Origin of the sequence: Francisella hispaniensis FSC454 (assembly GCF_001885235.1) — a bacterium.
GTDB lineage: Bacteria > Pseudomonadota > Gammaproteobacteria > Francisellales > Francisellaceae > Francisella > Francisella hispaniensis.
This window is the reverse complement of record NZ_CP018093.1, coordinates 303,539-329,067: the sequence shown is the minus strand read 5'-3', so window position 1 is coordinate 329,067 and position 25,529 is coordinate 303,539. Positions and strand designations below refer to the sequence as shown.

Here is a 25,529-nt window from a genome sequence, read left to right as displayed (position 1 = left end):
CTAAATACCTCCACCATCTTGTTCAATAACATCTGGGGAATAATTCCCCTCCGCTGGAGGGGTGACCTTTAGGTCGGGGGGGTTTCTTAAAAAGGTCAAAACAGTATTAATATCATTTTTTACATCATTATCTAATAAATGGATTATCTTTAGATTTAAACTTTTTAAATACTTATCCCGTTTATAGTCATAATCATGCTTATCATTATGGCTATAACCATCTATTTCTATAACTAGCATTTTCTCACCACAGAAAAAATCTACAATATAATTACCAATTATTTTTTGCCTATCAAAATCAAGATTTAGGAATTGTTTATTTTTTATTTGATTCCATAAAAGTACCTCTGCTAAATTTCCTGCCTTTCTTAGCTCCTTAGCTCTTTGTTTAAGAGCTGGATTATATGGTAGTGAATAATAACTTTTCGTTTTTCTCATATTTTTAGTACTTTTCTATATTATGGTTTTCCTTTTAAAACTACCCCGTCAGTCTGCGACTGCCACCCCTTCACAGAAGGGGAATAACTCCAACCTAGGTTGAGGTGGTTACTGGAAATAACCTTTGCATCAGTCCTTTTTTATGTTCTTTAAGTAGCTCTACTTTTTGGCTTTGTGCCTCTATCAACTCATCTACTGATGATAAACAATCCGCTATTTTTTGTTGTTCTTTAGGATTTGGAATTCTAATATTAAGCTTACTAAAAATAGAAATCCAATGTCTTTCATGAACCCCAACTTCATATTTTATATTTTGCATAGCTTCATAAACAAATTTAACATTTATATCTTTTTTTGATAGCAAGATTTTTATAGCTGATGATTTGACTTTAAATGGGAAGTCAACAAACTTTGAAGCAGTTGTAAAGTCATCAAATATAATCACAGGCAAATCTTTTAAAAATACACCATCTATCTCATTGGTATATCCTAAAATAAATGACTTACCCGCTGTTAAAACAGGAGTTTTATAAGAATCATTATATTCTGTACTTTTGACTATATATTTTGATGGCTGAATATAATTTAAGCAATCCCCAAGCTCTCGCTCAACCCACTCCCCAGCATCTCTAAACTCGGGAAAACGATACTCTGGCGTAGTTTTACCTTCTACTGGAAATAGCTTTTGCATTAAGCCTTTTTTATGTTCTTTTAGTAACTCTACTTTTTGACTTTGTGCCTCTATCAATTCATCTACCGATGATAAACAATCCGCTATTTTTTGTTGTTCTTTAAAGCTAGGCGTAAGTATTGATAATTTTTTTAATACATCTAAACCAATCCTTTTGCGTGTAGATCCTGTTGATGATTTTTCTGCCAAATCTCTAAAAAAGCTAGAATTAATATAAGAATATACAAAGTATTTACTAAACTTTTTCTCATCTACAGCTAAGCGAATTCCATCAGAACACATCACATATCTTTCTTCATAACTAGGTACAATACATGCTCTAGCGACAGGATCGCCCATTTTAGATAAAATAATATCATTTGGGTATATATTACAGCTTATTAGTTCATCTGCTTTTTCTTTTGATGTATATATTTTATAGTCATTATGAAAGATTCCATCCCCTATATTTTGTAACTGTATTATTCGTACCCCACTAGAAGTATAATCTGTAGATTTTAAATTTGAGCCAAAAGGTCCTCCAATAAAGCTCCTTTTAACTTTTTTATCTGCTATTTCAATTATTTTAGTTTCTTTCCACTCCCCGGCATCTCTAAACTCTGGGAAACGAAGTTCGGGGATATTTTTAGAAACCGTCCTGCTTTGCTTAGATTCTAAAACTACCCCGTCAGTCTGCGACTGCCACCCCTTCACAGAAGGGGAATAATTCCCCTCCGTTGGAGGGGTGCCTACGCCAGTAGGTGGGGTGGTTATATCATCAAGACTCTCTCTATTAGATGAAACGGTTTTATTAAACTGCTTTTTTTTACTCATAAGTATCTAAACCTGATATTTCCTCACCATTTGCTAGTTTCTTTAAAATAGGAATCAGCTCTTCCATTAGAGCAGTTTCTTTTTTAGATCTTGCTAGCCATCCTAAGCCTAATGGCTCCATCAAGTCAGTCAACTCTTCACCATCAAATATCATTCGCAAAATTATTTTATCAACAAATGCTTGGAGTGCTTTTGGCTCTAAACCAAACTTCTCTGCTAAATCTGTAATTTGTTGAGCTGATTTATTAGCTTTAAACTCTTCAAACCCTTCACGGATCTGTTTTACATTTAGAGCTTCTCCTAATTGTAGAGTATCTATATAAGCTTTGATATCATCTTTTTCATCAATAAATTTTGAATCTGAAGCTATCAACCTTAATAACTCAAGCTTACTTATCTCTTGCTTACTTGGTGTTGCATGAGTGTAATTAGCTATCAAATTCATAATATAATCATAATCAATCATCGCAGAAGCAAAAAGTACAAGCTCAACATCAAGATTTTCAACTTCTTTTTCTATTGGTATATCTTTTTTATCTTGTTGAGATTTTAAGCGTTGAGCAACATCTAGATAAGCTCCTTTAAATGCTCTCATCGTCTCTTCATCAATGAGATTATCTATAGCTTGCTTATTATCCGCCGTTAAATCTGTATACTGATCTAACTGTGTCTTTAATCTTTGTATCTCTTTAAAACATCTTATAAACTCAGCTCTTGCCGTATCACCTTTTAGATTTGCTACTTGCTCAGGTTTATTCTCCAAACCTTGACTTGTCATAAAATCATCTAACTTTTTGACAGCATCATTTAGTTGCTCAAGCACTACAGGAGCTGGATCAATTAACCAAACCTCTTTAGCTCTATCTTTCTCTGCACCAGAAAATAGTGCTATTGCCTTATTAACATTTTCACATTGCGAACGAAAATCTAAAATATTTCCATACGGCTTAGTATCATTTAAAACTCTATTAGTTCTTGAAAATGCTTGTATCAGTCCATGATATTTAAGATTTTTATCTACATATAGAGTATTTAGAAACTTAGAATCAAAACCTGTCAAAAGCATATCTACAACAATTACAATATCAATTTTCTCATCATGTGCTAAATCTTGATTTGAATACTGTTGGTCTTTTATGCGTTTTTGTATATCTTGATAATACAAATCAAAAGTATCTAGCTTATAGTTTGTTTTATATTGCTTGTTATAGTCACTGATAATCTCTTTTAGAGCTTTTTTCTTCTCTTCAGGATTATGTTTATTATCCTCTTTCTCCTGCTCCAAATCTTCTTGGAGTTGCTTGATATCTTGATTACCCGTCGCTGGTGGACTAAATACACAAGCTATATTTAAAGGTTTAAAACTAGCTTCTTGCTGCTGCTTATCGGCTTGTATTTGCTTAAATAATTTATAGTAAACTATAGCATCATCAATTCTAGCTGTTGCAAGCACTGCATTAAACTTTCTATTTGCTGTTGCAAAATCATGCTTTTGTAAAATAGTTTTAACTATCGTTTCTTTTGTTGGGGTTGATATATTAGTATTTTCATCAGGCTTATAATAATCAATATGAAAGCGTAAAACATTACGATCTTCTATGGCATTTGTGATTGTATAAGCATGCAACTCTTCTTGAAAAATATCTTTTGTTTCAACTATATAAGCCTCTTCACCATTTATTTTTTTATAAGTTCCATTATCTTCAAAAATAGGTGTTCCTGTAAAACCAAATAACTGGGAATTTGGGAAGAAGTTTTTAATAGCTTGATGATTCTCGCCAAATTGTGAACGATGACATTCATCAAAAATAAACACTATTCTTTTGTTTTGTAGCGGTTTTAGCCTTTCTTTATAGTTTTTTGCTTTACCCCTAATTTTTCTAGTTTCATCTAACGCCAAACCTAGCTTTTGGATAGTTGTAACAATTACTTTATCACTATAGTCATCAGACAGAAGCCTTTGCACAAGTGTTTCAGTATTAGTATTTTCTTCCACACAACCATCTTGAAACTTATTAAACTCTTCTCTAGTTTGACGATCTAAATCTTTACGATCAACAACAAACAAACATTTGTCTATTTCAGGGTTATCTTTCAATAAGGTCGATGCTTTAAAAGATGTAAGAGTTTTACCACTTCCCGTAGTGTGCCAAATATAGCCATTGCCATTATTTTTATGTATTTTTTCAACAATAGCTTTAACTGCATATATTTGATATGGTCGCATCATCAAAAGCTTCTTTTCACTTGCAACTGTAACCATATAGCGACTAATCATTTCACCTAATATACACTTAGATAAAAACTTATCTGCAAACTCAAACAGGTTTTTGATTTTAGTAGAGTTATCTCTCTCTGCAAACTGATAGATTGGTAAAAATCTCTCATCCGCATCAAAGCTAAAATGCTCAGTATTATTATTTGCAAAATATAAAGTATTTATCCGATTGCTCACAATAAAAAGCTGCATAAAACATAAAAGCGAATTATGATAACTATTACCTTCATCATTTTTATAATTCACTATTTGTTGCATCGCTCTACGCGGACTGATTTCCAAAGATTTTAGCTCTATTTGAACAACAGGAATACCATTTATAAGTAAAATCACATCATATCTATGATTGCTATAAGTAGTATTCATTTTAAGCTGATGAATCACTTCAAATGAATTTTTACACCAATCTTTTAGATTAACCAAAGTATAGTGTAGTGGTGTATCATCATCTCTTTTTAATGTATTTTGAGAGCGTAAAATTGTACTAGCCTCAAAAACATCTGGCTGAATTATTTGTAACTTTAATCTTTCAAATTCATTATCGCTTAAAGTCACTCTATTTAATTCATTAAATTTTTCTCTAAAATTATCCTCTAAAGACTTTCTATTATTTATATCTTTACGATAGGTATATTTTAGTTCTTGAAGCTTATCTATTAAATGTTGTTCAATATCACTTTCTTTCAAAACTATATTTTCCTTAATCCGCTATCAAGTCATACTCAGTAGACTCAGTAATCTCAACCTTAGCAAATTCACCCACTTTTAGACCTCTCTCTGCTGCATCACCGACAATTACTTGACCATCAACTTCAGGAGCATCATATTTAGTCCGTCCTATAGCATAGTTTTCATCTTTATTTATAACATCTATGATTACTTGCTGTTCAGTTCCAACAAATCTTTGTAGTTTATCGGCACTTATTTGTGCTTGTAATCCCATAAACTCATCTAAACGCTGTTGTTTAACTTCTTCAGAAATCAGATTATCAAACTGGTTAGCCTTTGCACCTTCGACTTCTGAATATTTAAAACAACCGACTCTATCAAGCTGCGCTTTCTCAGCAAAATCTAATAAGTGCTCAAAGTCAGCCTCTGTCTCACCTGGGAAACCTACTATAAATGTACTACGAATAGTTATATCTGGGCATATATCACGCCATTTATTAATTCTATCAAAAGTTTTTTGTGTATGTGCTGGACGCTTCATTCTTTTTAGAACCTCTGGAGATGAATGTTGTAGAGGTACATCTAAATAAGGGAGTATCTTTCCTTGAGCCATAAGTGGTACAATTTTATCAACATGAGGATAAGGGTAGACATAATGTAGTCTTGTCCACATATCTAAATCACCAAGAGCAGTAGCAAGATCAATAATGTTGCTTTGATATTCTTTATTATTCCAAACACCCGGTTTGTATTTAATATCGACACCATACGCAGAAGTATCTTGAGATATTACAAGTAGTTCTTTAACACCAGCATTTTTAAGTTTTTCAGCTTCTTTCATGATGTTATCAATTGAGCGACTTTTTAATTTACCACGTATATCTGGGATAATACAAAAAGTACAAGTATTGTTACACCCTTCTGATATTTTCAAATATGAATAATGTCTTGGTGTTAATTTAATCCCCTGTGGCGGTACCAAAGATACAAAATCATTTGCAAATATCGGAGCATGAGTGTGCACAGCCTCAATTAGATTTTCATAATCTTGAGGTCCTGTAATACTTAGAACCTCTGGATGTTTTTCTTTGATAAGATCAGCTTTATTCCCAAGGCATCCTGTTACAAGTACTTTACCATTTTCCGCGATAGCTTCGCCAATAACCTCTAGAGATTCATCAATAGCAGAGTTTAGAAATCCACAAGTATTAACAATAACCATATCAGCATTATCATAGCTATCAACCAGGTCGTAACCTTCAGCTTTTAACTTAGTTATTATACGCTCAGAATCAACAAGGTTTTTCGGACAACCCAAGCTGACAAAACCAATTTTAGGGATTTTAATCATAGTACTTAATTCAAACAAAAAATTATGCGACTATTTTAGAACAATTTAAGATAAAAAAATAGTAAAAGATAAAATTGTAAGATTAGATTTAGATTAGTTATTAGTTCTATGAATTGCTCTCATCACATTTAGCACCAAAATCAATCTCTGTTCTTCTATCTAAATAGTAAGCTTTTTCTGATGCCTTGTACATACATGCATCATTAACACCATCTTTACAGAACTCATCATAGAACTGAGTTGGCTCTGCAGCTGGTTTTAGCTTACCATAGCTTACTACACAGATTTGATCTTTATTAACATTCTTACCTAGTAGGTAGTTATATACAGCTTCAGCACGTTTTTGGCCAAGGTTAAAGTTATACTTCTCACTACCTCTTGGGTCAGTATTACCAGATAGTTTAATTGGTTGATCTGGATGAGCTATCAAGTAGTCCGCCGTCTTATCAAGGCATTCTTTAGCGTCATCAGTAATATTATAGCTATCAAAACCAAAATATACTGATCTACAGTTAATATTCATAAGTTCTTTTTTCATTTGTTCAACTTGATCTGAACTCATCTTATCAGAACCATAAATCTGCGATGACATTTCTAAAGCTTGTGAGCTATCTACTCCAGCATATTTATCTTTGATTAAGTCACTATTATCTGGTCTAGTACTAGAGCAACTTGCCAACATAAGCATAGAACCTATAACTGCTAAGTTCATTATCCTTTTTTTCATCATTTTAAACTCCTATTATTTTTAATCATTATCAAAACTTGAAACAACATAATTTCCACCACCATCAGCAAATCCTGTATCACTCGCACCATAATTATCAGCTGATTTAAGGGTACTAATAAAGCCTGGTCCACTACTTTGATTAAGAGAAGAACCATCTAAACTACCGTTTGCATTAGGCATTAAACTTGGTCCTTTATACCATGCACAGCTTGTAACTAACAAAGCGAAAAAACCAATCAAATATATTTTAATAGCAAATTGCATACTCATTCCTTAAAAGTTTTTTGGCGACCAGCTTGGTGATTGTATTAGAATATTCCCATTATCAGCAGTCTCAATATTAAAATGATTATCACCATCTAATGATACCATATCTAATGAGCTATAACCTCTAGTGTTGGTTGAGATATATGCAATCATATCACCATATGGCGAAACTGTAGGTGAACTGTCTGCTTTACCATCTGTAATATTTGTTACACTTCCATTAGCTAAATTAAAATCAGCAATTTGCGTACCGCTTGTGCGCGAGCTTTGGTTCATAAATATTATATTTTTGCCATCTGGTGTATAGTTTGGCTCATATGCCTGATGTATTTTTGTACTTAATATTGATGATTGTGGGTATTTAGAGTTTACCGATGCTACATAAATATTTGGTCTACCTTCTCTATCAGATGTAAACACTATGCTTTGACCATTTGGAGAAAACTTTGGTGCTGTATTTATACCATTTATAGTGATTCTCTTTAGTGCTTTTGTAACTAAGTTCATGATGTAGATATTAGTTTGGTCAGAATAGCCTTTTGATAGCGCTAAAGCAATTTCTTTACCATCTGGCGAGAACGAAGGTGAGCTATTTATACCTTTGTAGTTAGTTACACGTGTAACCTTACCAGTAGCTATTTCTAGAGTATATACTCCCATACTACCACCACTATAACTAGAGTAAACGATATATCTACCATCATTTGACCATGAAGGTGTTGCTATTGGGTTATCAGTTTGTCTTAGTACAACATGCTTATTATAACCATCATAATCAGATATAATAAGCTCATATAACCTACCGTATCTTGCATATGGATTACTTACTTTGACATATGCAAGCTTAGTTAAAAAGAAGCCTTGCTCACCTGTAAGCTTATGATAAACATAGTTAGAAATCTTATGTGCTAATGTTCTCATTAGAGAAATATTTATATTTTTATAAGTAATTGCTTGTAAATAACTTGTGTCATTTCTCTTTAGAATCTGTACTTCTACAGTATAATTATTATATGAGTTCTTCGTATATTTTGTTAATACAACATAGTCAGATTTTAAGCTCTTCCAAGGAATATTTTGCTTTTGCTTAATCTCATACTTAATTGTATCATTACCTTGTAATTTCGCATTATGATTTAAGTCTGCAACTATTACAGAATTTACCTGCTGCGGAAACTGATCAACAACATTATCACTAACAACCGTAACTAATGGCTTTTGAATTACTCCAGTAGTCACTTCTGCAACTAAGTCTGCGTATAGACTAGAGATCAAAAAAACAAATATCAAAACGCCTGCAATGATTTTTCTCATACCGTTCCTCATTAACTTTGTTTAAATATAAAGCTTATATTTTCTGTTTGTATAGTTTTTCTTGCCACATTATTTGTAATTGTAGGTGGCGTAGTATTTTTAATAGCATCAATTAAAGACTGATCACATCTATAATTACCAGATGTACCAGTAAGTTTAATAAATTTACCATCTCTAATAATTGCGCGAGGTAAATCATAAATTCCTCTACAAGAATCCTTAATCCAGTTAGCTCCAACTCTATCTTGATATGCAGCGATGTAACTAGAAATAGCTGATTGTGCCTGATTCTGCTCAATTTGTTTCCTAGCAGCTGCTTCTGCCTCTGCTCTAGCTTTTGCTAATCTCTCTTGGCGCGCTTTTTCTTCAGCTTGTTGTTTTGCTTTAAGCTCTTGCTCTTTTTTGCGTTGTAACTCTTGTTGCGCTTTTTGCTCCGCCTCTACTTTTGCCTTACGTTCTGCTTCAAGTTTTGCTTGCTTTTCTTGCTCAGCTTTGCGTTGAGCTTCTTGCTGAGCCTTTTTCTTGGCTTCTAGGATAGCTTGTTGTTTAGCTTTTCTCTCTGCCTCAGCTTTTTCTTTTAATTGCTGCTGATGTTTTTTAAGAGCCTGTAGCTTAGCTTGTTTGATATCTTCTCTAGCCTGCTTTAATTCTTGTTGATGATTCTCGTAAGCAGATATTTGTTTATTTAACTCACTACTACTTATTGAGGTAGCTTGGATAATCTCAAATTTCTTTGGCATATTTGAAACTTGCGCACTCAAAGATGCTTGTGTTTTCTCAAACTTTAAGCTACTGACAAAAGACAAAATATACAGCAAAATTATCAAAGCAATATGAATTAATATAGCCTTGACTAAAAACGGATTCTCATCTATTTGCTTGTTGCAGAACCGTAAAAATTTATGATAATTAAGATTTGCCATCTTCTGTGACTAACCCCACTTTATCAACTCCCGCTCTTTGAATAAGAGCCATAGCTTTTACAACCTCACCATAACTTGCGCTGCTATCACCTCTTACATAAACAGGTTTACCAGGATTTTGCTGTGATAAACTAACTACCGCATTTGCTAATGCGCCTGAACTTAAAGCTGTCTTAGGATCATTAACTCCTTGATTAATAAAATACTCACCCTGCTTATTTACCGTAACAACTATTGGTTTACTATCATTTGAAGGTATCTTTTCAGATTGTGCTTTCGGTAGATCAACTTTTACACCTTGAGTTAAAATAGGTGTTGTGATCATAAAAATTACTAGTAGAACAAGCATAACATCAATGTAAGGCACTACATTGATTTGTACCATAGGTCGCTGTTTTCTAAAAAATCTTTTATTTCTTTTTTTCATAAGCAAAAGTCTTTATTACAAGCTTTCTTGATTCTGATGTTGAATTTCATCTCTATGTGCTTCTTTTAGAAGTAAAATACACAAATCATCTTGGAATGACTCATAGCTTGATAAAATATCATCAACTTGGTTAGATAGTTTACTGTGACCAATAACTGCGGGAATAGCAACAAAAAGACCTAATGCTGTAGCTATTAAAGCTTCAGCAATATGTGGTGCAACTACCGAAATTGTCGCCTGCTCAACACCACCTAGAGTATTAAATGATGACATAATCCCCCATACAGTTCCGACTAAACCGATATAGGGTGCTACAGCTCCTATTGTTGCCAATGCTGGCAGTTTTCTATCTAGCTCTTTTGCTTCTTGTGCTATTGCTATACTAACAGTTCTTTCCATGCCTTCTAGGATAGTATCTCCTCTTAGCATACAAGTATCCTTAAGGTTATTAAACTCTCTTAGACCAGAACAAAATATTATTGATTTGCCAAAAATATTTTCTTTATGTTGTAGATAATAATCATATAACTTCTGGATATGATGACCTGCCCAAAATAGCTTATCAAACTGAACCTGTTCATTACGATATTTTTTAACACGATTATTGACTTCAAACATAATTGCCCATGAATAAACGGACATTGCGACTAGACCCAACATAATAAGCTGAACTATAAAGTTAGCGTGTAATATTAGCTCAACTAAAGAAATAGAATTATCCATAAATATTCCCAAAAAACTGTAATTATTTATTTTCCTAAATACACTGCAATTAATTATACGAAAACTACTATCAATTATAAACTATTTAATGCATCTAAATTAAATATAAATCTGTGTTATTATTAAGGCACAAAAAACTTTATAAGGTATATCATGAAAAAAACGACTTTATTGACTTTAGCTGTAATTTCTACTGCTTTGATATCATGTGCAAGCAATCAAGGTGATTCGTTTGGATATGTGGCTCCTCCACCGACTGAGCAAGACCTAGAATCAAATGAGCCAGGTCCTATGCAACAACCTGGAGGCGTATCAGCTGGGATTATTGCTGAGCAAGGTCATCCAAGCCATGATGCTTTTATTACTATCAAAGAGTAAAAATTTACTTCTCAATATCTATTATTTTCTTACCATCAACCGATGAATGTTCATTTAGATCACTATTTTTAATTTTAGCTTTATATCTATAGTGAGATATTGGACCTGATAAAGCATAACCTATCATAATCAAGTAAAGTAATTTATCAGGCATCGTAAATAACATAAGAATAATCAAAATAAAACAAATTACATACAACTTACTAATATTACCTTTACCATCACTATCTTTAAAACTTCTAAACTTAATATCACTAACCATCATAAAAGCAAGATATAAAGCGGTAAAAACAGTTAAGATCACAGTTATAAAAGCGTAATCACCAACAAATGTTCTTTGCCCCATCCAGATTAATCCTGATATAGTCACAGCACCAGCTGGGCATGGCATACCATAAAAGTACAAGCGGCGCTCAATTATACTTTCCTCTGAATTATCACCAGCAGGCATAGTATCAAACTTAGCTAATCTTAAAGCTACAGCAAGCAAGTACAAAAACGAAATAGCTGCGCCTAGAGCACCAATATTATGTAAACTCCAAAAATACATAACTAAGGCTGGAGTAGCTCCAAATGAAACCACATCAGCAAGACTATCTAAAGCAGCACCAAATTCTGTTTGAGTGTGTGTATATCTAGCAACCCTACCATCAAAAGCATCTGCAAAACCTGCCAACAGCATATACACTGCAGATGAAACAAAATTACCATTAAAAGCTGCTATAATTGCTAAGAAAGCAAATAATAAACTAGCGCTAGTAAACAAACTAGGTAGTATATACTTTGATTTTTTCATATCTATATTTTCTAACAACCACATAATCATTTCACCTTCTATTTTCTTAATAAATCAGGTCTTAGCACTTCTGCTCGACGCAAGTAAATATGTTTAATCTCCGCTTGTGTTTTGTCCGTATTATATGTCAACATAACTCTAATACAATACTCTAAAGCTCCATTACGGATCATCTGCTGACAATCTATCAAAGGAACATCAACTAACCCAAGTTCGCGCGCTGCAACAGCCGGAAACTCTGATTTAATATCAGTAGTCGCAGTAAATATAATATTTACGATGTCACTAGCATTAACATCATTATGCTTGATAATTTGTTGCAAAAGCTCTTTTGTCGCGCTTATGACATCTTCTCTGCTATCTTTGTCTACAGTAGTAGCACCTCTAATTGATCTTTGCATACTATTCCACCTTACCTGAGCCAATCTTTTGTTTTAAAAGTCTTGGTAATGGAAAATAGACCTCTTCTTTAATACCCTCAAATTCCTCAACCTCAACTTGTACCGAACAAACTTTAGATATTTGACTAATTATTTGCTGAACTAAGTATTCTGGAGCAGAAGCTCCAGCACTGACGCCACAGACTTTCTTATTATCAAACCATAACTTATCAACATCTTTAGGATTATCAACAAGATAAGCATCTATACCTTCTAAGGTTGCTAGCTCCTTTAGCCTGTTAGAGTTAGAACTGTTCTGTGAGCCTACCACAACTAAAACATCAATATATTTAAGCATTGCTTTTATAGCTGTTTGGCGGTTTTGTGTTGCATAGCAAATATCTTCTTTTTTAGGTCCTTTAATATTTGGATATTTATCTTTTAAAGCCTGTATTATCCCTTGCGTCTCATCTACTGACAAAGTAGTCTGAGTAGCATAGTATAGATTATCAGGATCTTTTATTGTTAATTTATTAAGATCTTCTTCACTTTCTATAAGATAAATCGCGCCTTTTTTGCTACGGTACTGACCCATAGTACCTTGAACTTCTGGATGACCTTTGTGACCAATCAAGACACATTCAGCATCATTATTACTTGCTAAACGCACCCCTCTATGCACCTTGGTAACTAAAGGACATGTTGCATCATAAAGTACTAGATTTTTCTTAGCGGCAGCTTCTTCAACCTTTAGAGAAACTCCATGAGCACTAAATATACATACTGCATCATTTGGTACTTCATCAACTTCTTTGACAAAAACCACACCTTTTTTCTTAAGAGAATCCACAACAACCTTATTGTGTACGACCTCATGGCGCACATATACTGGTGACTTCTCTACTTCTAAAACTTTCTCTACAGTCTCAACAGCACGACTTACGCCGGCACAGAAGCCTCTTGGATTAGCTAGTAATATCTTCACCTAAATCCTCCTCTTTCTCAGCCACATCTAAAATTTTAGCCTCAAACACGATTATCTGTCCTGATAATGGATGATTAAAATCTACAGTGACATCTTGCTCATTGATTTCAGTAATCAATCCCGGTAGCTTAGAGCCATCCTTTTGGCTAAAAGAAACTATAAGTCCTTCTTCTAGCTGCATATCTTTAGGAAATCTATATTTAGGCACCGAATAGATACTTGCAGGATGTTTCTCTCCAAAAGCCTCTTCAGGCATTAAAACTACTCGTTTGGTTTCACCAATAGTTGTTCCAACAAGCTCATTTTCTACTTTCTCAGTAAAACAACCCTGACCCATCTGAAATACAAAAGGTCTATTATAATTCTCGGTATCTTCAGCAATAGAGCCATCTTTAAGTCTAAATTTAAAATGCATTTTTACAAAACTATCTGGCGCGATTTTCATACTATTTACTTATATACTTTTTGCACTCCAAGATACCATATTTAGAAGGTTTAGTCATCTTTTGTTTGCGTCGATACTACTTATTTTAATATCTCAATAGATTATTAAATTGATTAGAGCTACTACAAATACTATTCACACTCATAAGTTTATAGTAAACTTAAAATCATAAAATACTATTTTACGTTTTATGATATGAAAAAATTATCAAAATTATGCTTAATAGCATCATTGCTTGCAACACTTGTAGCATGCCAAACAACAGCCGATAAAGATAAGAATAAAGGTCCGCTAACATTTCCAACTTTAGAACCTTGCACTCCGGAGTTACTTCAGTCAAATAAATCTTTCATATGTGTAAAAGAACAAGCAGGTCCTGATCTAATCGAAACAAATATAAAATTTGATGCTGATAGCTATACACTAAATGCCCAAGCTAAAGAAGTTTTAGATAAACTTTTCGCTTATTTGAAACTAACTGATACAACGAGATTTACAATCAAAGGCTATGCTGGAAAAGTTGAGTCTAAAATTCTCACAGATCAAAAAATCTTGACTGACTATAATATTAGACTATCAAAAAACCGTGCTAGTAGTGTCGAAGAATATCTTGTAAACAAAGGGCTTGATTCTAGTGATGGAATTACTATCAAAGCTTTAGGCTATCAAGACCCTATTGCTCCTAATGACTCAACTTCAAGTAGAGCTATAAATCAGCGTGTTGAAATCACTCTGAAAAGTAGACTTATAGAGCAAATTGATAATATTGAAAGTAATTTAGAGCATGTCAGACCGGCTGAATACACAAAATTCTTCTCAAATGTTTACCTACTTGATGACAATCAGTTAGATAATGTTTCAAGGATATATGATTCTAGGGAGAAGCGCCCAATACTCGGAATTAACTTTAAAATCTTTGCTAACAAAGAATATACAGCAGCCAAGGATAACAGTAACTTCATAATAATATCCGAACCAAAACCAATATCTTCATTTAATGATGATAAAAAAGTCTATAGACTAGGCACAGCAAAATATGATTATACTTTCAAAGGTATAACAGCATTGACAATAACTAATCTAAGTCGTGAAGCTAGTGTAGGCAATTATGTAATACCTAATGATATTGTTTCACAACAACTACCAGAACAAACCTTTAAAATGAAAAGTAAAATAACAGCTAATGTACTTGAAGATGTAATGAATACTAATACATTCTCATCTTCGTATAATAGTATTCTATTGAACAAAGGCGCTGCTGATGGCTTGAAAGTAGGCGCTCAAGTTATTTTATATGAACCAGAAACCAGAGTAGATGGTTTTCCAGTCCCACCTAAATATATTGGTTATGGTTTTATCTATAGAGAATCTCAACACTACTCTATAGCTCTAATCGTTAATTCATTACAGGAAATCACAAGCAATTCAATGGCAACAACTATTTTATAATGATCGATAATACTACCAAAAGTTTGATTGCGCTTTCTATTACACCTTATTTTAGTAATGCGCGATTTACTAAAGCTAAAGAAAACAATTTTGACTTTAATGAGATTATTAGTTCACCAACCAAATACATAAAAACTTTATCACTACGTCAAGAGAGTATAGATTTTCTTGATCAAAGAAAATATCTAGAGTATTTAGACAAAGTTTATAAGTGGTTGGATTCTAGCGGCAAAAATCAAATAATCACATACCTAGACAATAGTTATCCATCCGGTCTCAAACAAATAAGCAACCCTCCCTTGATACTATATTGTAGTGGTAATAGTAACCTTCTTAATAGCCAGCAATTAGCTATAGTTGGTGCCAGAAATCATTCTAGTTATGGCAAGAATGTCGCAGCAAAACTTTGTGCAGAACTTAAAGGTTTAGAACTGTCCATAATATCTGGTCTAGCATACGGTATAGATACTTTAGCTCATAGATATGCTATCGATAACAATCTTAACACTATTGCTGTAGTAGGTACTGGTGTAGATGTCGTATACCCTAGCTCAAATAAAGAGCTTTATAACAAGATAATTAACACCAATGGATTAATAGTTTCTGAATTTCCCTTGGGAACAGGACCATTACGCTATAATTTCCCGCAAAGAAATCGTATAATCAGTGGCTTATCTAAAGGAGTGGTTGTGGTAGAAGCTGCTAGCAAAAGTGGCTCTTTGATAACGGCTGAACTTGCGTTAGAGCAAAACAAAGAAGTTTTTGCTATACCTGGTAATATTTTTAGTACTACTAGCCAAGGCTGCAATGAGCTTATAAAACAAGGGGCTAAGCTTGTTTGTAACATTAATGATATCCTTGAAGAAATAGATATAATCTCAAATACTACACAAATATCAAGTACAGATAATCAATTTAATAAAATCATCTCATTAAACGAATCTGAGAGAATAATTTTAGATAGTATAGGTAAAGAGCTAACTACAATTGATAAAATTATCATCAAATCAAAACTCCCCTACAATCAAGTAACATCAATTTTATTTGAGCTAGAGCTTAAATCATTGATTGAGTCTATTCCTGGTGGCTATATAAATATTCAATAATTTGCTCAGAGATTATTATTATAGCTATTGAGGTTTGTTATACTTATCTTTATGCAACTCCACTTAAATTATAAATGTTTCATGAAGTAATTCTTAATGTCTTAAGAAATCCTTTTATAGCACTATTTTTAACATTAAATTTAGGCTACTTAGTTGGCAAAATAAAATACAAAACTTTTGTGTTAGGCGGAATATCAGGATCTCTTATAATTGGTGTAATTATAGGGCAACTTAACATCACCATCTCACCAGATATTGGCTCTTTATTTTTTGCATTATTCATATATGCAGTTGGTTATCAAGGAGGAGCTCAATTTTTTAGGTCATTAAATAAAAGCACTCTTTTATTGTTAGCTTCTTCAACTATAACATGCCTCTTAGGGTTAATATGTGTATTAGCTTTTGCTTGGATATTCCAATTAGATAAAGGTACGGCAGCCGGACTAGGTGCAGGAGGATTAACTCAATCAGCTATGATAGGTTCAGCAAATAATGCAATAGCCATGATAAGCTCAGTATCCGAATCGACCATCCACACAATGCAGACCAATGTTGCGGTAGGATATGCTGTATGCTATATCTTTGGATCTTTTGGCCCTATAATTCTGCTTGCAACAATTTTTCCATTGGTGATGAAGTGGGATCTTAGAAAAGAAGCAATTAAATTAGCAACAGAACAGTCTGATGGGAATTTAGACCTAGAGGCTGGTCAATTCTCTGCTTTTAGCGAGTATACTACGCGAGCATATAAAATTAGTCATGACTCTCAGTTGCTCGGTAAGTCTTTAGTAGAAGTGTATAAGACATACAGGTATAAAGTAGTGATAGAAAATATAATTCGTGATAATAAGCTGCTAGCTATAACTCCTGAAACCACTATAAACACAAATGATATAGTATCTATAACATTCTATGAAGATTTAGATATCCAATCAATTATTTCAAAAGATATTGAGGTTACTAAACCCGAGCAGTTTAACTTTATTGAAGAGAGAAGATCCCTAATATTGACTAATAAAAATCTATTCAACAAAACAATTAAAGAAGCCAAAGATATAATTCAAGACAAAAATTATTATGGCGTATTTTTACAAAAAGTTATTCGCTCCGGGCAAAAGCTTCCTATTTCTGACGATCTAAAGCTAAGAAGAGGTGATGAGATTAGACTTGTTGGTAAACCCGAAGATCTTGATAAAATAAGCGACAAGATAGGAACTTTTATTTCTGAAGCCCCTATCACTGATTTCATTTTCTTTGGTTTAGGAATGGTTTTAGGCTATATTTTGGGCTTAATAAGTTTCAATATCTTTGGCATTTCAATAACTTTAGGAGCTGGCGTTGGCTGCTTGCTATCAGGCTTGATTTTTGGTTGGATCAGATCAGTGAAACCTCAATTTAGTAATCTGCCACTAGGAGCTTCTAATTTTATTCGAGATCTCGGTTTAGCAATATTTGTAGCTAGTGTTGGAATTACTGCCGGACCTCAAGCCATAACTGCTATCAAGGAACATGGGCTTACTCTATTTTTCTTAGGCATTGGTGTAACAATAATACCTCAAGTAATTTCTTTTTATATATCGTACTATCTACTTAAAATTAAGAATCCTATTGTATTATTAGCAACCATTGCTGGTGGTAGAAGTGCAAATCCTGGTTTTGCTGCTTTATTAGAACGAGCTGGCAATGCTACCCCTGTAATTCCATTTACATCATCATACGCTTTAGCAAATATATGGTTGACTCTGTGGGGATCTGTAATAGTTGCATTAGTAACAATCATACCTAACTAAGTAAAAGGATATTTTTATGAGCCAACAAGATTTAAGTCCATTTGAATTTAAAGATGAATTAATAAAATTAGCAACAAGTAAAGCTGATAGATTAATGTTAAATGCCGGTCGTGGTAATCCTAATTTTTTGGCAACAGTTCCAAGACATGCTTTTTTACGTCTTGGTGATTTTGCGCTTAAAGAATCTGAAAGATCTTATTCCTACCTTAACAACATCTTTGGTGGACTACCAGAGAAAAAAGGTATGTTAGAAAGATTTGACTACTATTGTTCAACCCATGATAAGCAAGATGGTATTGATTTTCTTAGAGCTGCAATCTCTTTTGTTGATGATCATTTAGGCATCAACAAAGAAGACTTTTTATATGAAATGACTAATGCATATCTTGGATGCAACTATCCTTCGCCACCAAGGATGCTTTCTATCACTGAAAAAATTGTAATGCACTATCTACGCGAGGAGCTCTATAAAAATACAGATATCCCCTTAGAGTTTGATATTTTTGCAACAGAAGGTGGAACTGCTGCCATGACATATATCTTTCAGTCTGCAAAAATAAATGGATTGCTTAATGCTCATGATAAAATAGCAATGATTACGCCTATTTTTTCGCCATATCTTGAAATTCCAGAGCTTCCAGAATATAACAATACTATAGTCCACATCTATGCTGATGAACAAGCAGTTTGGCAAGTTACTGACAAAGAGCTAGAAAAACTACTAGACCCTACGATCAAAATACTTTGCTTAGTAAACCCAAGTAATCCGCCCTCAGTCAAAATCAGTGACTCAGTTCTAGAAAAAATAGCTTATATAATTGATAATCATAGATCTGATTTAATGATTATTACCGATGATGTTTACGCAACTTTTTCAGATGAGTTTGAGTCATTGTTTTCAAAATGTGCATATAACACCCTTTGCGTTTACTCATTCTCCAAGTACTTTGGAGCAACTGGCTGGCGTATCGGTACAATTGCTCTACACAAAGATAATATTTTTGATAAACTAATTAGCGAACTTGATGATAAAAAACTGCAAGAGCTTGATAAGCATTACAGTTCTCTTACAAGAAATTCAAAAACATTAAAGTTTATTGATAGATTAGTTGCTGATAGCCGCTCAGTTGCACTAAATCATACTGCGGGTATTTCATTACCACAGCAATTACAAATGGGATTATTTGCACTTTCTAGCTTGTTAGACAATCAAGATATTTATCGTAAAGAAGCAAAAGACCTCATACGTAGACGTTATAATATTCTATATAGCTCTATTTCACCTAAATTACAACAAAGTTTAGATGAGAATAATGTCGGTTACTACACGTTACTAGATCTAGAAGAAATTTCATGTAAGATATATGATAAAGATTTCTCTCAATGGTTGATAAAAAATCATAGTGGTCCTGAGGCGCTAAAAATTCTAGCTGCGGAGACAGGAATTGTCTTACTCCCTGGCAAAGGTTTTGATGTGCTACATCCTTCTGCTAGAGTCTCTTTAGCAAATTTACGCGAGTGTGATTATAGAAATATAGGAATCAATATTAGACAACAATTAGACAACCTATATTCTGAGTATAAAAAATCTTGCTAAATCTAAAAACCAAATAGACTTTTGTCATACTAATTACTACAATATAGCTTTTAGTGATTTAGCTGTAAAATATGTTGAAAACAATAGAATCATTCTTTGATCTAAAAGCAAATAACACCTCAATAAAAAAAGAATTCCTAGCAGCATTAGCTTCCTTTCTAGCGATTTCTTATATCATCGTAGTAAATCCAAAAATACTAGCTGCTACTGGTATGCCCAGCAATGCTTTGGTAACAAGCACAATCTTAGTATCTGCTTTTGGTAGCATAATCATGGGGTTATTTACACGCAATCCTTTTGTAGTAGCTCCTGGTATGGGAATGAATATTTTCTTCTCATATACCGCTGTATCAGTGTATCACTTACCATGGCAAACTGTATTAGGCGCGACATTTTGGTCAGGGATAATATTTAGCTTATTAGTAATTTTAAATATTCGTACAAAAATTATGCTAAGTCTCCCTAAGTCAATCAAACAATCACTAGGAGCTGGTATTGGACTCTTTATTGCATATATCGGCTTTATAAATAGTGGTTTTATTACTTCTAACGAAGGCTTATTAACTTTAAATAGCATCAATCCACACACGATATTATTTATGGCCTGTTTAATATTATTAGTAATACTTTTCATAAAAAAAATTCCTGCCCCAATTATTATAGTAATCATAATAGGCTATATATTGTCTATACCTTTAGAGCATCTTTCTCATGAAAAAATAATAGCTCTACCAAATACTATAATAAGTGCTCCTGATTTCTCTTTAATAGGTCAAATAGATTTTATAAGTGGCTTAAAATTCGCTATTTTACCAACAATATTCACATTCTGCTTTTTAAGTCTTTTTGATGGTACTGGAACCATATCAAGCTTATATGGAAGTATGCAAAAAGAGCACAATCATAGAGATAAAGAACTAAAGAAAACCTTCCTTGCTGATGCTACAAGCGCTACAGTAGCTGGTATACTAGGATCTAGTCCATCTACAGTAGTTGTAGAATCTGGTGTAGGTATCGCCCAAGGAGCAAGTTCTGGTCTTACAGCTATCTTTGCGGGGTTAATGTTTTTACCATTTTTATTTCTATCACCATTAATTAGCTCTATTCCAATAGAAGTGATTTCTCCGGCACTAGTATTAATAGGGATAATGATGATGCAACAAATAGCAAATGTTAATTGGAATGACTTCGTCCAAGCTACACCAGCATTTTTCACCATAATAATGATGACTCTCGCATCATCAATATCAACAGGTATTGCTACGGGTATCTTAGTCTGGTTCTTAATATCTATTTTTTGCAATAGAAAAGAGTTAAATATCACTGCTGGTATTATTACAGTTTTCTGTGCAATCATGTTCCTTCATGCTGTTAATCTATTCTAAAAAATTTCACTTTTGTTTACTAAGAAATTTTTATTAAGCATAATTATAATAATACTGTTATAAGGACAAAGATTGATAACATGACTTTAAATAATAAATTAACAACTATCCTTTTGACTCTTTCTACAGCTTTAATTTCTTCTTGTGGCACTACAAGCCAAGAGGATATAAGCATTCTCGAGCAGGCAAATAATGCTTACTCTCAAGAAAAAAAAGTTACATCCCAGGGCACAGAGTTTATCAGTAATGATACATACACTTTCAATAAACAAGAGAATGTGACAAGCTCAACATCTGGGGGTGGAACAAGCTTTGGAATCTCTTAGCTTTTCAGATACTACTATTAGCAAAAAATTCTCCATTATTGGTAAATAAGCTATCACCATACTCAACTTATAAAGCCATTAATCTTTTTATATTTACAACCAAGTTATTATTTAGCATAATTGAAATTGGTAAAGTTTTTCTACCAATATTTTTTAACTATCTATAGGAGAATTAACAATGACAATAAAGAAACTTTCAACACTAGTACTAACATCATTGGCATGTATAACATTGCTAGCATCATGCGGACCAAACAAAAAAGAACGTGCTTTACAAGATCTTGAGCAACAGCAGCAACAGCTAAATCAACAAGCAAAAGATGATCAGCTGCAAGCAAATAATCTCACAACTGATGCAGCGAACCTTGATAAGGAATCTAAAGCAGATAGTTCTAAATCTCAATATGAAAAAGATCAAGCGAATGTTCTAAATGCAGAAGCCCAACAAAATCTTTCAAAAGCAGCTAGCCTAGATGCACAAATTGAAAAAGCAAAATCTGATGCAACGGAATAAAACACGTCAAATTTTAAATTATTCTACCCCCATTTTTCTTCATATTCTTTTTTATTCCAGCCAGTTCTAGCATAGTTGCCATCTACAACTAGAGGTCTTTTAAATAACAAGGCATCGGTAACTAAAAGCTTAAATACCTCCTCCTCTGACAAACTATCAAATCTATCTTTAAGGCCCATTTCAGCAAAAAGCTTACCATTAGAATTAAACAAATCAATAGTTTCAAAATTGCCAATTTGTTTTATCTTTTGCATTTCTTGCCACGTTGGCTTTTCTTGTCTGAGATTTACATATTCGACTTTTTTACCCTTTTCTTCAAAGAACTTAAGAGCATTTCTTACACTTGTACAATTATTTATCCCAAATACCTTTATCATATTTTACCTCCTCACGACTATTTTAAATACTATTCAAAATATATTTTATCTTGCTTATATGCTTCTAAAATAATATCAAGCTCTGCTTTTGTAAGCTTATGTGATAGCTTTGGCAACTTATCAATTTCAAAAAAATCAACTTTATTAACCTCAAAGTTCGGATTATTTTCACCACCAATAATTTCTGCTAGAAACACCAAGCTATAAACATTATATATCTCACTTTGCGTATATTTATTTCTATCCATTAAAGCTAAAAATTTAACTACTTTGATATCATAACCTGTTTCTTCCTTCACTTCTTTGATACATGTTTCAACCGGTGAAAGATCAATATCACACCAACCACCTGGGATAGTCCACTCATTTGGTGTATCAGCATCCTCAGCCATCATAAGTTTATTATCTTTAAATATAACCACGCGTACTCCAGGTTGTGGTGTAGGATAATACATATCTCTATAGATATCATATGGCTGGACATCTGACTTGATATATTCATGTAGCATTTTTGAGCTTAACTCTAGTAGCTCATGGTAATTATCTAAAGCATATGGGCATTTAGAATAGACTACTCCAGTATGAGATATAGCTTGAACTTTTTTTATAAACTCAAATATTTTATCTTTAAGCATTAATTTATCTTTTTAAAGCAAATAAAATAAAATATACCACATATATATTTCAAGATTAACGATTAAACTTAGCCTCGATATAATTTATAAGAAAATAAATGTATATGAAGCAGTTTATATTAAACATAATTGCAACCATAAAAAGTTTTTATACAAATACTTTAATGTCCAGTCAACCAATAAATAAACTGATGGATTCAAATTATTCAGAACAAGACTAGAAAAATCATATACTTAGAACATATTTAGAATTTAATTTTGGAAATATTAGTGAACAACAAAGAAATAAAAGCTACAGTATAGTAAGGATGGCTAACTACTACTAATTTTCTTAATTACGTTTTTGATTATCTGATGATAATTTATCTTCTTTGCTTTGCTTAAAGTTTTTTATGACTACAGCACTAACTATACCAACTACAGAAATAGCTAAAATTACAAAGAAAATCTTAATTATAAAAAATACTAACATCTCCATAGATTAAACCCTATTAATTTTAGCTATTTTTTGTTTCCAAAGCTTAGGACCTTGTTGGTGAGCAGAAACACCTAAAGAGTCAACTGCCACAGTTACTGGCATATCCTCAACCTCAAACTCATAAATTGCTTCCATACCAAGATCTTCAAATGCAACGACTTCTGCTTTTTTGATCGATTTAGATATCAGATAAGCAGCACCACCTACACCCATTAAGTAAATAGCTTTATTTTTCTTGATAGAGTCAATAGTTGCCTGACCTCGCTCTGACTTACCTATCATACCCATAATACCAGCTTTTTCTAACATAAATGGTGTAAACTTATCCATACGTGTAGCAGTAGTTGGACCAGCAGGACCCACTACTTCATCACCAACTGGATCTACAGGCCCCACATAATATATGAATCTATCTTTTAAGCTTACAGGAAACTCTTCTCCAGCACTATACATATCTTGCAAACGCTTATGTGCAGCATCTCGACCAGTTAAGATTTTACCGCTAATCAAAACATTATCTCCTGACCTTAATGCTTCAATTTCTTCTCTAGTAACTGTATCAAGATTTATTCTCTTAACATCATCATTTTGTGCCTGTTCGATCACTGGCCAGTCTTCTATCTTAGGTACTGGTAGATCAACAGCTCCAGAGCCATCCAAAACAAAATGAACATGACGAGTAGCCGCACAGTTAGGAATCAAAGCAACTGGTTTACATGCAGCATGTGTTGGGTATTCATTTATTTTAACATCTAAAACAGTTGTCAAACCACCCAAACCTTGCGCACCTATTCCCAAAGCATTAACACGATTATAGATATCTAATCTTAGCTGTTCTGTGTCATTTTGTGGACCATTTTTGATAATATCTTGGATATTAATCTCTTCACTAAGAGATTCCTTAGCCAAAAGCATCGCTTTTTCTGCAGTGCCTCCAATACCTATACCAATGATTCCAGGTGGACACCAGCCAGCACCCATAGTAGGGAGCATCTCTTCAACCCAATCAATTATGCTATCGCTAGGATTTAGTACCTTAAATTTTGATTTAAATTCAGATCCACCACCTTTTGCAGCAATATCAACCTCAATTTTATCACCATGAACTAAATCAATATGAACAATTGCTGGAGTATTATCTTTAGTATTTTTTCTAGCTCCATGTGGTGGAAAAACCATTGATGCTCTTAGAGGATTATGCGGATCATTATAGCCTCGACGCACACCCTCATTAACAAGTTCTGTAATTGTTCTATCAGTCTTGTCAAGTTTTGCATCCATACCAACTTTGACAAAAGCACATACCATCCCAGTATCTTGACAAATTGGACGCTTACCGATTGCTGACATCCTTGAATTTATTAGGATTTGCGCCATCGCATCTTTAGCTGGTTTTGACTCTTCACGCTGATACGCTTGATACATCGCATCTATAAAATCTTTTGGATGATAATACGATATATATTGTAATGCTTCTGCAACACTATTTACTAAATCTTCTGCTTTAATAACAGCCATTTATTAAACCCTCTTATCTTTTGAAAAAACTGATACTTCTAAGTATTATAACAGCAATACCATAATTTTTAAGCTAGATTATCTTTTAGTATAAGTTATCAAATTATAGCTACTCTGATTTGATAAAAGATCTAATCTAGCTCATTACATCATATGAGATAATTAGCACTAATAACCATTGTAACTGATTTGTAGAAAGGTTTGTACCACACCAATAAAAATCCAATCACGCCAAAGCAGCTAACCATAATGAAAGACTGCTGATTTAATCTCAAAAAGACCATAAAGCCCGTCGAAATGACTTTCATAAATCAGGTAAAATGAGACTTTGACTCTGCTCAGGTCGACCTAATTTTATAAAAATAATAATTCTATCAACTGTCTTTTGCTGCTAATCAGACTGCTCATAAAAATAACTACATAAATTAAAGTATAACTACTAGTCATAAGGTAATAATACACTCTGTCATACTACTTATTTCAGTATTCAGCATGACCTTTTTGTGTGTTTAGCTATACGCAACTTCAGTTATTAATATTTTAGTAACAAATTAACAACATAATCTAGACAATATTTAGCAAAAACACATATATCAAACTACAAACGCAGAAGAATATAAAAGTAACTATAGTCGCATTTATCAATAAGTCTTTAGTTGAATTTAACTTATTTTTTCTAAAACTAGATTTATACAGTATTTTAGCTACCACAATAGTAATTATTAAAGCTATAAGTATTGATATTA

At 33.1% G+C, this 25,529-nt stretch carries 26 protein-coding genes; 8 read left to right on the top strand and 18 right to left on the bottom strand.

Features of this window, described 5'->3' with window-relative positions; all coding sequences use genetic code 11:
* The 10 genes from FSC454_RS01710 to tolQ all read right to left on the bottom strand — a co-directional run bounded on the left by FSC454_RS01710 (nucleotide 1) and on the right by tolQ (nucleotide 10,624).
* Entirely contained in the window at nucleotides 1-438 is a 438-nt protein-coding gene (locus FSC454_RS01710; protein WP_071794759.1) for an endonuclease domain-containing protein, read from the bottom strand.
* A gap of 94 nt (nucleotides 439-532) precedes the next feature.
* Entirely contained in the window at nucleotides 533-1,942 is a 1,410-nt protein-coding gene (locus tag FSC454_RS09525; protein WP_082810694.1) for a restriction endonuclease subunit S, read from the bottom strand.
* Entirely contained in the window at nucleotides 1,935-4,907 is a 2,973-nt protein-coding gene (locus FSC454_RS01700) for a type I restriction endonuclease subunit R (protein WP_066045709.1), read from the bottom strand. The genes FSC454_RS09525 and FSC454_RS01700 overlap by 8 nt, the downstream gene beginning before the upstream one ends.
* 13 nt (nucleotides 4,908-4,920) lie before the next feature.
* A complete protein-coding gene (gene rimO / locus FSC454_RS01695) occupies nucleotides 4,921-6,240 on the bottom strand; it encodes a 30S ribosomal protein S12 methylthiotransferase RimO (RefSeq protein ID WP_066045712.1) in 1,320 nt (439 codons plus the stop codon).
* Between the two features lie 106 nt (nucleotides 6,241-6,346).
* Nucleotides 6,347-6,970 carry an OmpA family protein gene (locus FSC454_RS01690; RefSeq protein WP_066045715.1) on the bottom strand — a complete coding sequence of 208 codons (624 nt, stop codon included), beginning with the start codon at nucleotides 6,968-6,970 and terminating at the stop codon, nucleotides 6,347-6,349.
* 18 nt (nucleotides 6,971-6,988) lie between these two features.
* Nucleotides 6,989-7,234 (bottom strand): hypothetical protein, encoded by a 246-nt coding sequence (locus tag FSC454_RS01685; RefSeq protein WP_066045718.1) that lies wholly within the window; start codon nucleotides 7,232-7,234, stop codon nucleotides 6,989-6,991.
* A 9-nt stretch (nucleotides 7,235-7,243) separates the two neighbouring features.
* Nucleotides 7,244-8,551, bottom strand: coding sequence for a PD40 domain-containing protein (locus tag FSC454_RS01680; RefSeq protein ID WP_066045720.1), 1,308 nt, complete (start codon nucleotides 8,549-8,551; stop codon nucleotides 7,244-7,246).
* Between the two features lie 11 nt (nucleotides 8,552-8,562).
* A complete protein-coding gene (gene tolA / locus FSC454_RS01675) occupies nucleotides 8,563-9,474 on the bottom strand; it encodes a cell envelope integrity protein TolA (protein WP_066045723.1) in 912 nt (303 codons plus the stop codon).
* Nucleotides 9,461-9,901, bottom strand: a complete 441-nt coding sequence (gene tolR / locus FSC454_RS01670) for a protein TolR (protein ID WP_014547649.1) — start codon at nucleotides 9,899-9,901, stop codon at nucleotides 9,461-9,463. The genes tolA and tolR overlap by 14 nt, the downstream gene beginning before the upstream one ends.
* Before the next feature lie 15 nt (nucleotides 9,902-9,916).
* Entirely contained in the window at nucleotides 9,917-10,624 is a 708-nt protein-coding gene (gene tolQ / locus FSC454_RS01665; protein WP_066045726.1) for a protein TolQ, read from the bottom strand.
* Nucleotides 10,625-10,777: 153 nt separating this feature from the next.
* On the opposite strand from tolQ, the gene FSC454_RS01660 reads away from it, so the two are divergent.
* Nucleotides 10,778-11,002, top strand: coding sequence for a hypothetical protein (locus FSC454_RS01660; protein WP_066045729.1), 225 nt, complete (start codon nucleotides 10,778-10,780; stop codon nucleotides 11,000-11,002).
* A 4-nt stretch (nucleotides 11,003-11,006) separates the two neighbouring features.
* Here the strand turns inward: FSC454_RS01660 and FSC454_RS01655 are convergent, their stop codons facing one another.
* Genes FSC454_RS01655 through fkpB form a run of 4 tightly spaced genes read right to left on the bottom strand, consistent with a single transcriptional unit; the run spans nucleotide 11,007 to nucleotide 13,608 of the window.
* On the bottom strand, nucleotides 11,007-11,828 hold the full coding sequence (locus FSC454_RS01655; protein ID WP_080555301.1) for a CDP-alcohol phosphatidyltransferase family protein: 822 nt from the start codon (nucleotides 11,826-11,828) through the stop codon (nucleotides 11,007-11,009).
* Nucleotides 11,829-11,836: 8 nt separating this feature from the next.
* The gene (gene aroH, locus FSC454_RS01650; RefSeq protein ID WP_066045731.1) at nucleotides 11,837-12,199 is read right to left on the bottom strand and encodes a chorismate mutase; all 363 of its coding nucleotides are present in this window, start codon (nucleotides 12,197-12,199) and stop codon (nucleotides 11,837-11,839) included.
* Between the two features lies 1 nt (nucleotide 12,200).
* Nucleotides 12,201-13,163 (bottom strand): 4-hydroxy-3-methylbut-2-enyl diphosphate reductase, encoded by a 963-nt coding sequence (gene ispH, locus FSC454_RS01645; protein ID WP_066045733.1) that lies wholly within the window; start codon nucleotides 13,161-13,163, stop codon nucleotides 12,201-12,203.
* Nucleotides 13,144-13,608, bottom strand: a complete 465-nt coding sequence (gene fkpB, locus FSC454_RS01640; RefSeq protein WP_066045736.1) for an FKBP-type peptidyl-prolyl cis-trans isomerase — start codon at nucleotides 13,606-13,608, stop codon at nucleotides 13,144-13,146. The genes ispH and fkpB overlap by 20 nt, the downstream gene beginning before the upstream one ends.
* A 195-nt stretch (nucleotides 13,609-13,803) precedes the next feature.
* Between fkpB and FSC454_RS01635 the strand changes: the two genes are divergently transcribed.
* The 7 genes from FSC454_RS01635 (at nucleotide 13,804) to FSC454_RS01605 (ending at nucleotide 21,775) form a co-directional block, all read left to right on the top strand.
* Nucleotides 13,804-15,057: an OmpA family protein gene (locus FSC454_RS01635; RefSeq protein ID WP_066045739.1), complete on the top strand. Its 1,254-nt coding sequence runs from the start codon at nucleotides 13,804-13,806 to the stop codon at nucleotides 15,055-15,057.
* Complete coding sequence (gene dprA, locus FSC454_RS01630) at nucleotides 15,057-16,163, top strand: DNA-processing protein DprA (protein WP_082810695.1); 1,107 nt, start codon at nucleotides 15,057-15,059, stop codon at nucleotides 16,161-16,163. The genes FSC454_RS01635 and dprA overlap by 1 nt, the downstream gene beginning before the upstream one ends.
* Nucleotides 16,164-16,237: 74 nt before the next feature.
* A complete protein-coding gene (aspT, locus tag FSC454_RS01625; protein WP_066045744.1) occupies nucleotides 16,238-17,953 on the top strand; it encodes an aspartate-alanine antiporter in 1,716 nt (571 codons plus the stop codon).
* A gap of 16 nt (nucleotides 17,954-17,969) precedes the next feature.
* Complete coding sequence (locus tag FSC454_RS01620; protein ID WP_066045747.1) at nucleotides 17,970-19,550, top strand: bifunctional aspartate transaminase/aspartate 4-decarboxylase; 1,581 nt, start codon at nucleotides 17,970-17,972, stop codon at nucleotides 19,548-19,550.
* Between the two features lie 71 nt (nucleotides 19,551-19,621).
* Nucleotides 19,622-20,935, top strand: a complete 1,314-nt coding sequence (locus tag FSC454_RS01615; protein ID WP_066045756.1) for an NCS2 family permease — start codon at nucleotides 19,622-19,624, stop codon at nucleotides 20,933-20,935.
* An 80-nt stretch (nucleotides 20,936-21,015) separates the two neighbouring features.
* On the top strand, nucleotides 21,016-21,261 hold the full coding sequence (locus FSC454_RS01610) for a hypothetical protein (protein ID WP_066045758.1): 246 nt from the start codon (nucleotides 21,016-21,018) through the stop codon (nucleotides 21,259-21,261).
* Nucleotides 21,262-21,439: 178 nt separating this feature from the next.
* Complete coding sequence (locus tag FSC454_RS01605) at nucleotides 21,440-21,775, top strand: hypothetical protein (RefSeq protein WP_014547636.1); 336 nt, start codon at nucleotides 21,440-21,442, stop codon at nucleotides 21,773-21,775.
* Between the two features lie 23 nt (nucleotides 21,776-21,798).
* Here the strand turns inward: FSC454_RS01605 and FSC454_RS01600 are convergent, their stop codons facing one another.
* The 4 genes from FSC454_RS01600 to FSC454_RS01590 all read right to left on the bottom strand — a co-directional run bounded on the left by FSC454_RS01600 (nucleotide 21,799) and on the right by FSC454_RS01590 (nucleotide 24,783).
* Nucleotides 21,799-22,152, bottom strand: coding sequence for an arsenate reductase family protein (locus FSC454_RS01600; RefSeq protein WP_014547635.1), 354 nt, complete (start codon nucleotides 22,150-22,152; stop codon nucleotides 21,799-21,801).
* A 29-nt stretch (nucleotides 22,153-22,181) separates the two neighbouring features.
* Nucleotides 22,182-22,787: an NUDIX hydrolase N-terminal domain-containing protein gene (locus FSC454_RS01595; protein ID WP_014547634.1), complete on the bottom strand. Its 606-nt coding sequence runs from the start codon at nucleotides 22,785-22,787 to the stop codon at nucleotides 22,182-22,184.
* A 331-nt stretch (nucleotides 22,788-23,118) separates the two neighbouring features.
* Nucleotides 23,119-23,265: a hypothetical protein gene (locus FSC454_RS09755; RefSeq protein WP_167359440.1), complete on the bottom strand. Its 147-nt coding sequence runs from the start codon at nucleotides 23,263-23,265 to the stop codon at nucleotides 23,119-23,121.
* 3 nt (nucleotides 23,266-23,268) lie between these two features.
* The gene (locus FSC454_RS01590) at nucleotides 23,269-24,783 is read right to left on the bottom strand and encodes a fumarate hydratase (RefSeq protein WP_014547632.1); all 1,515 of its coding nucleotides are present in this window, start codon (nucleotides 24,781-24,783) and stop codon (nucleotides 23,269-23,271) included.
* Nucleotides 24,784-25,529: the final 746 nt, after the last annotated feature.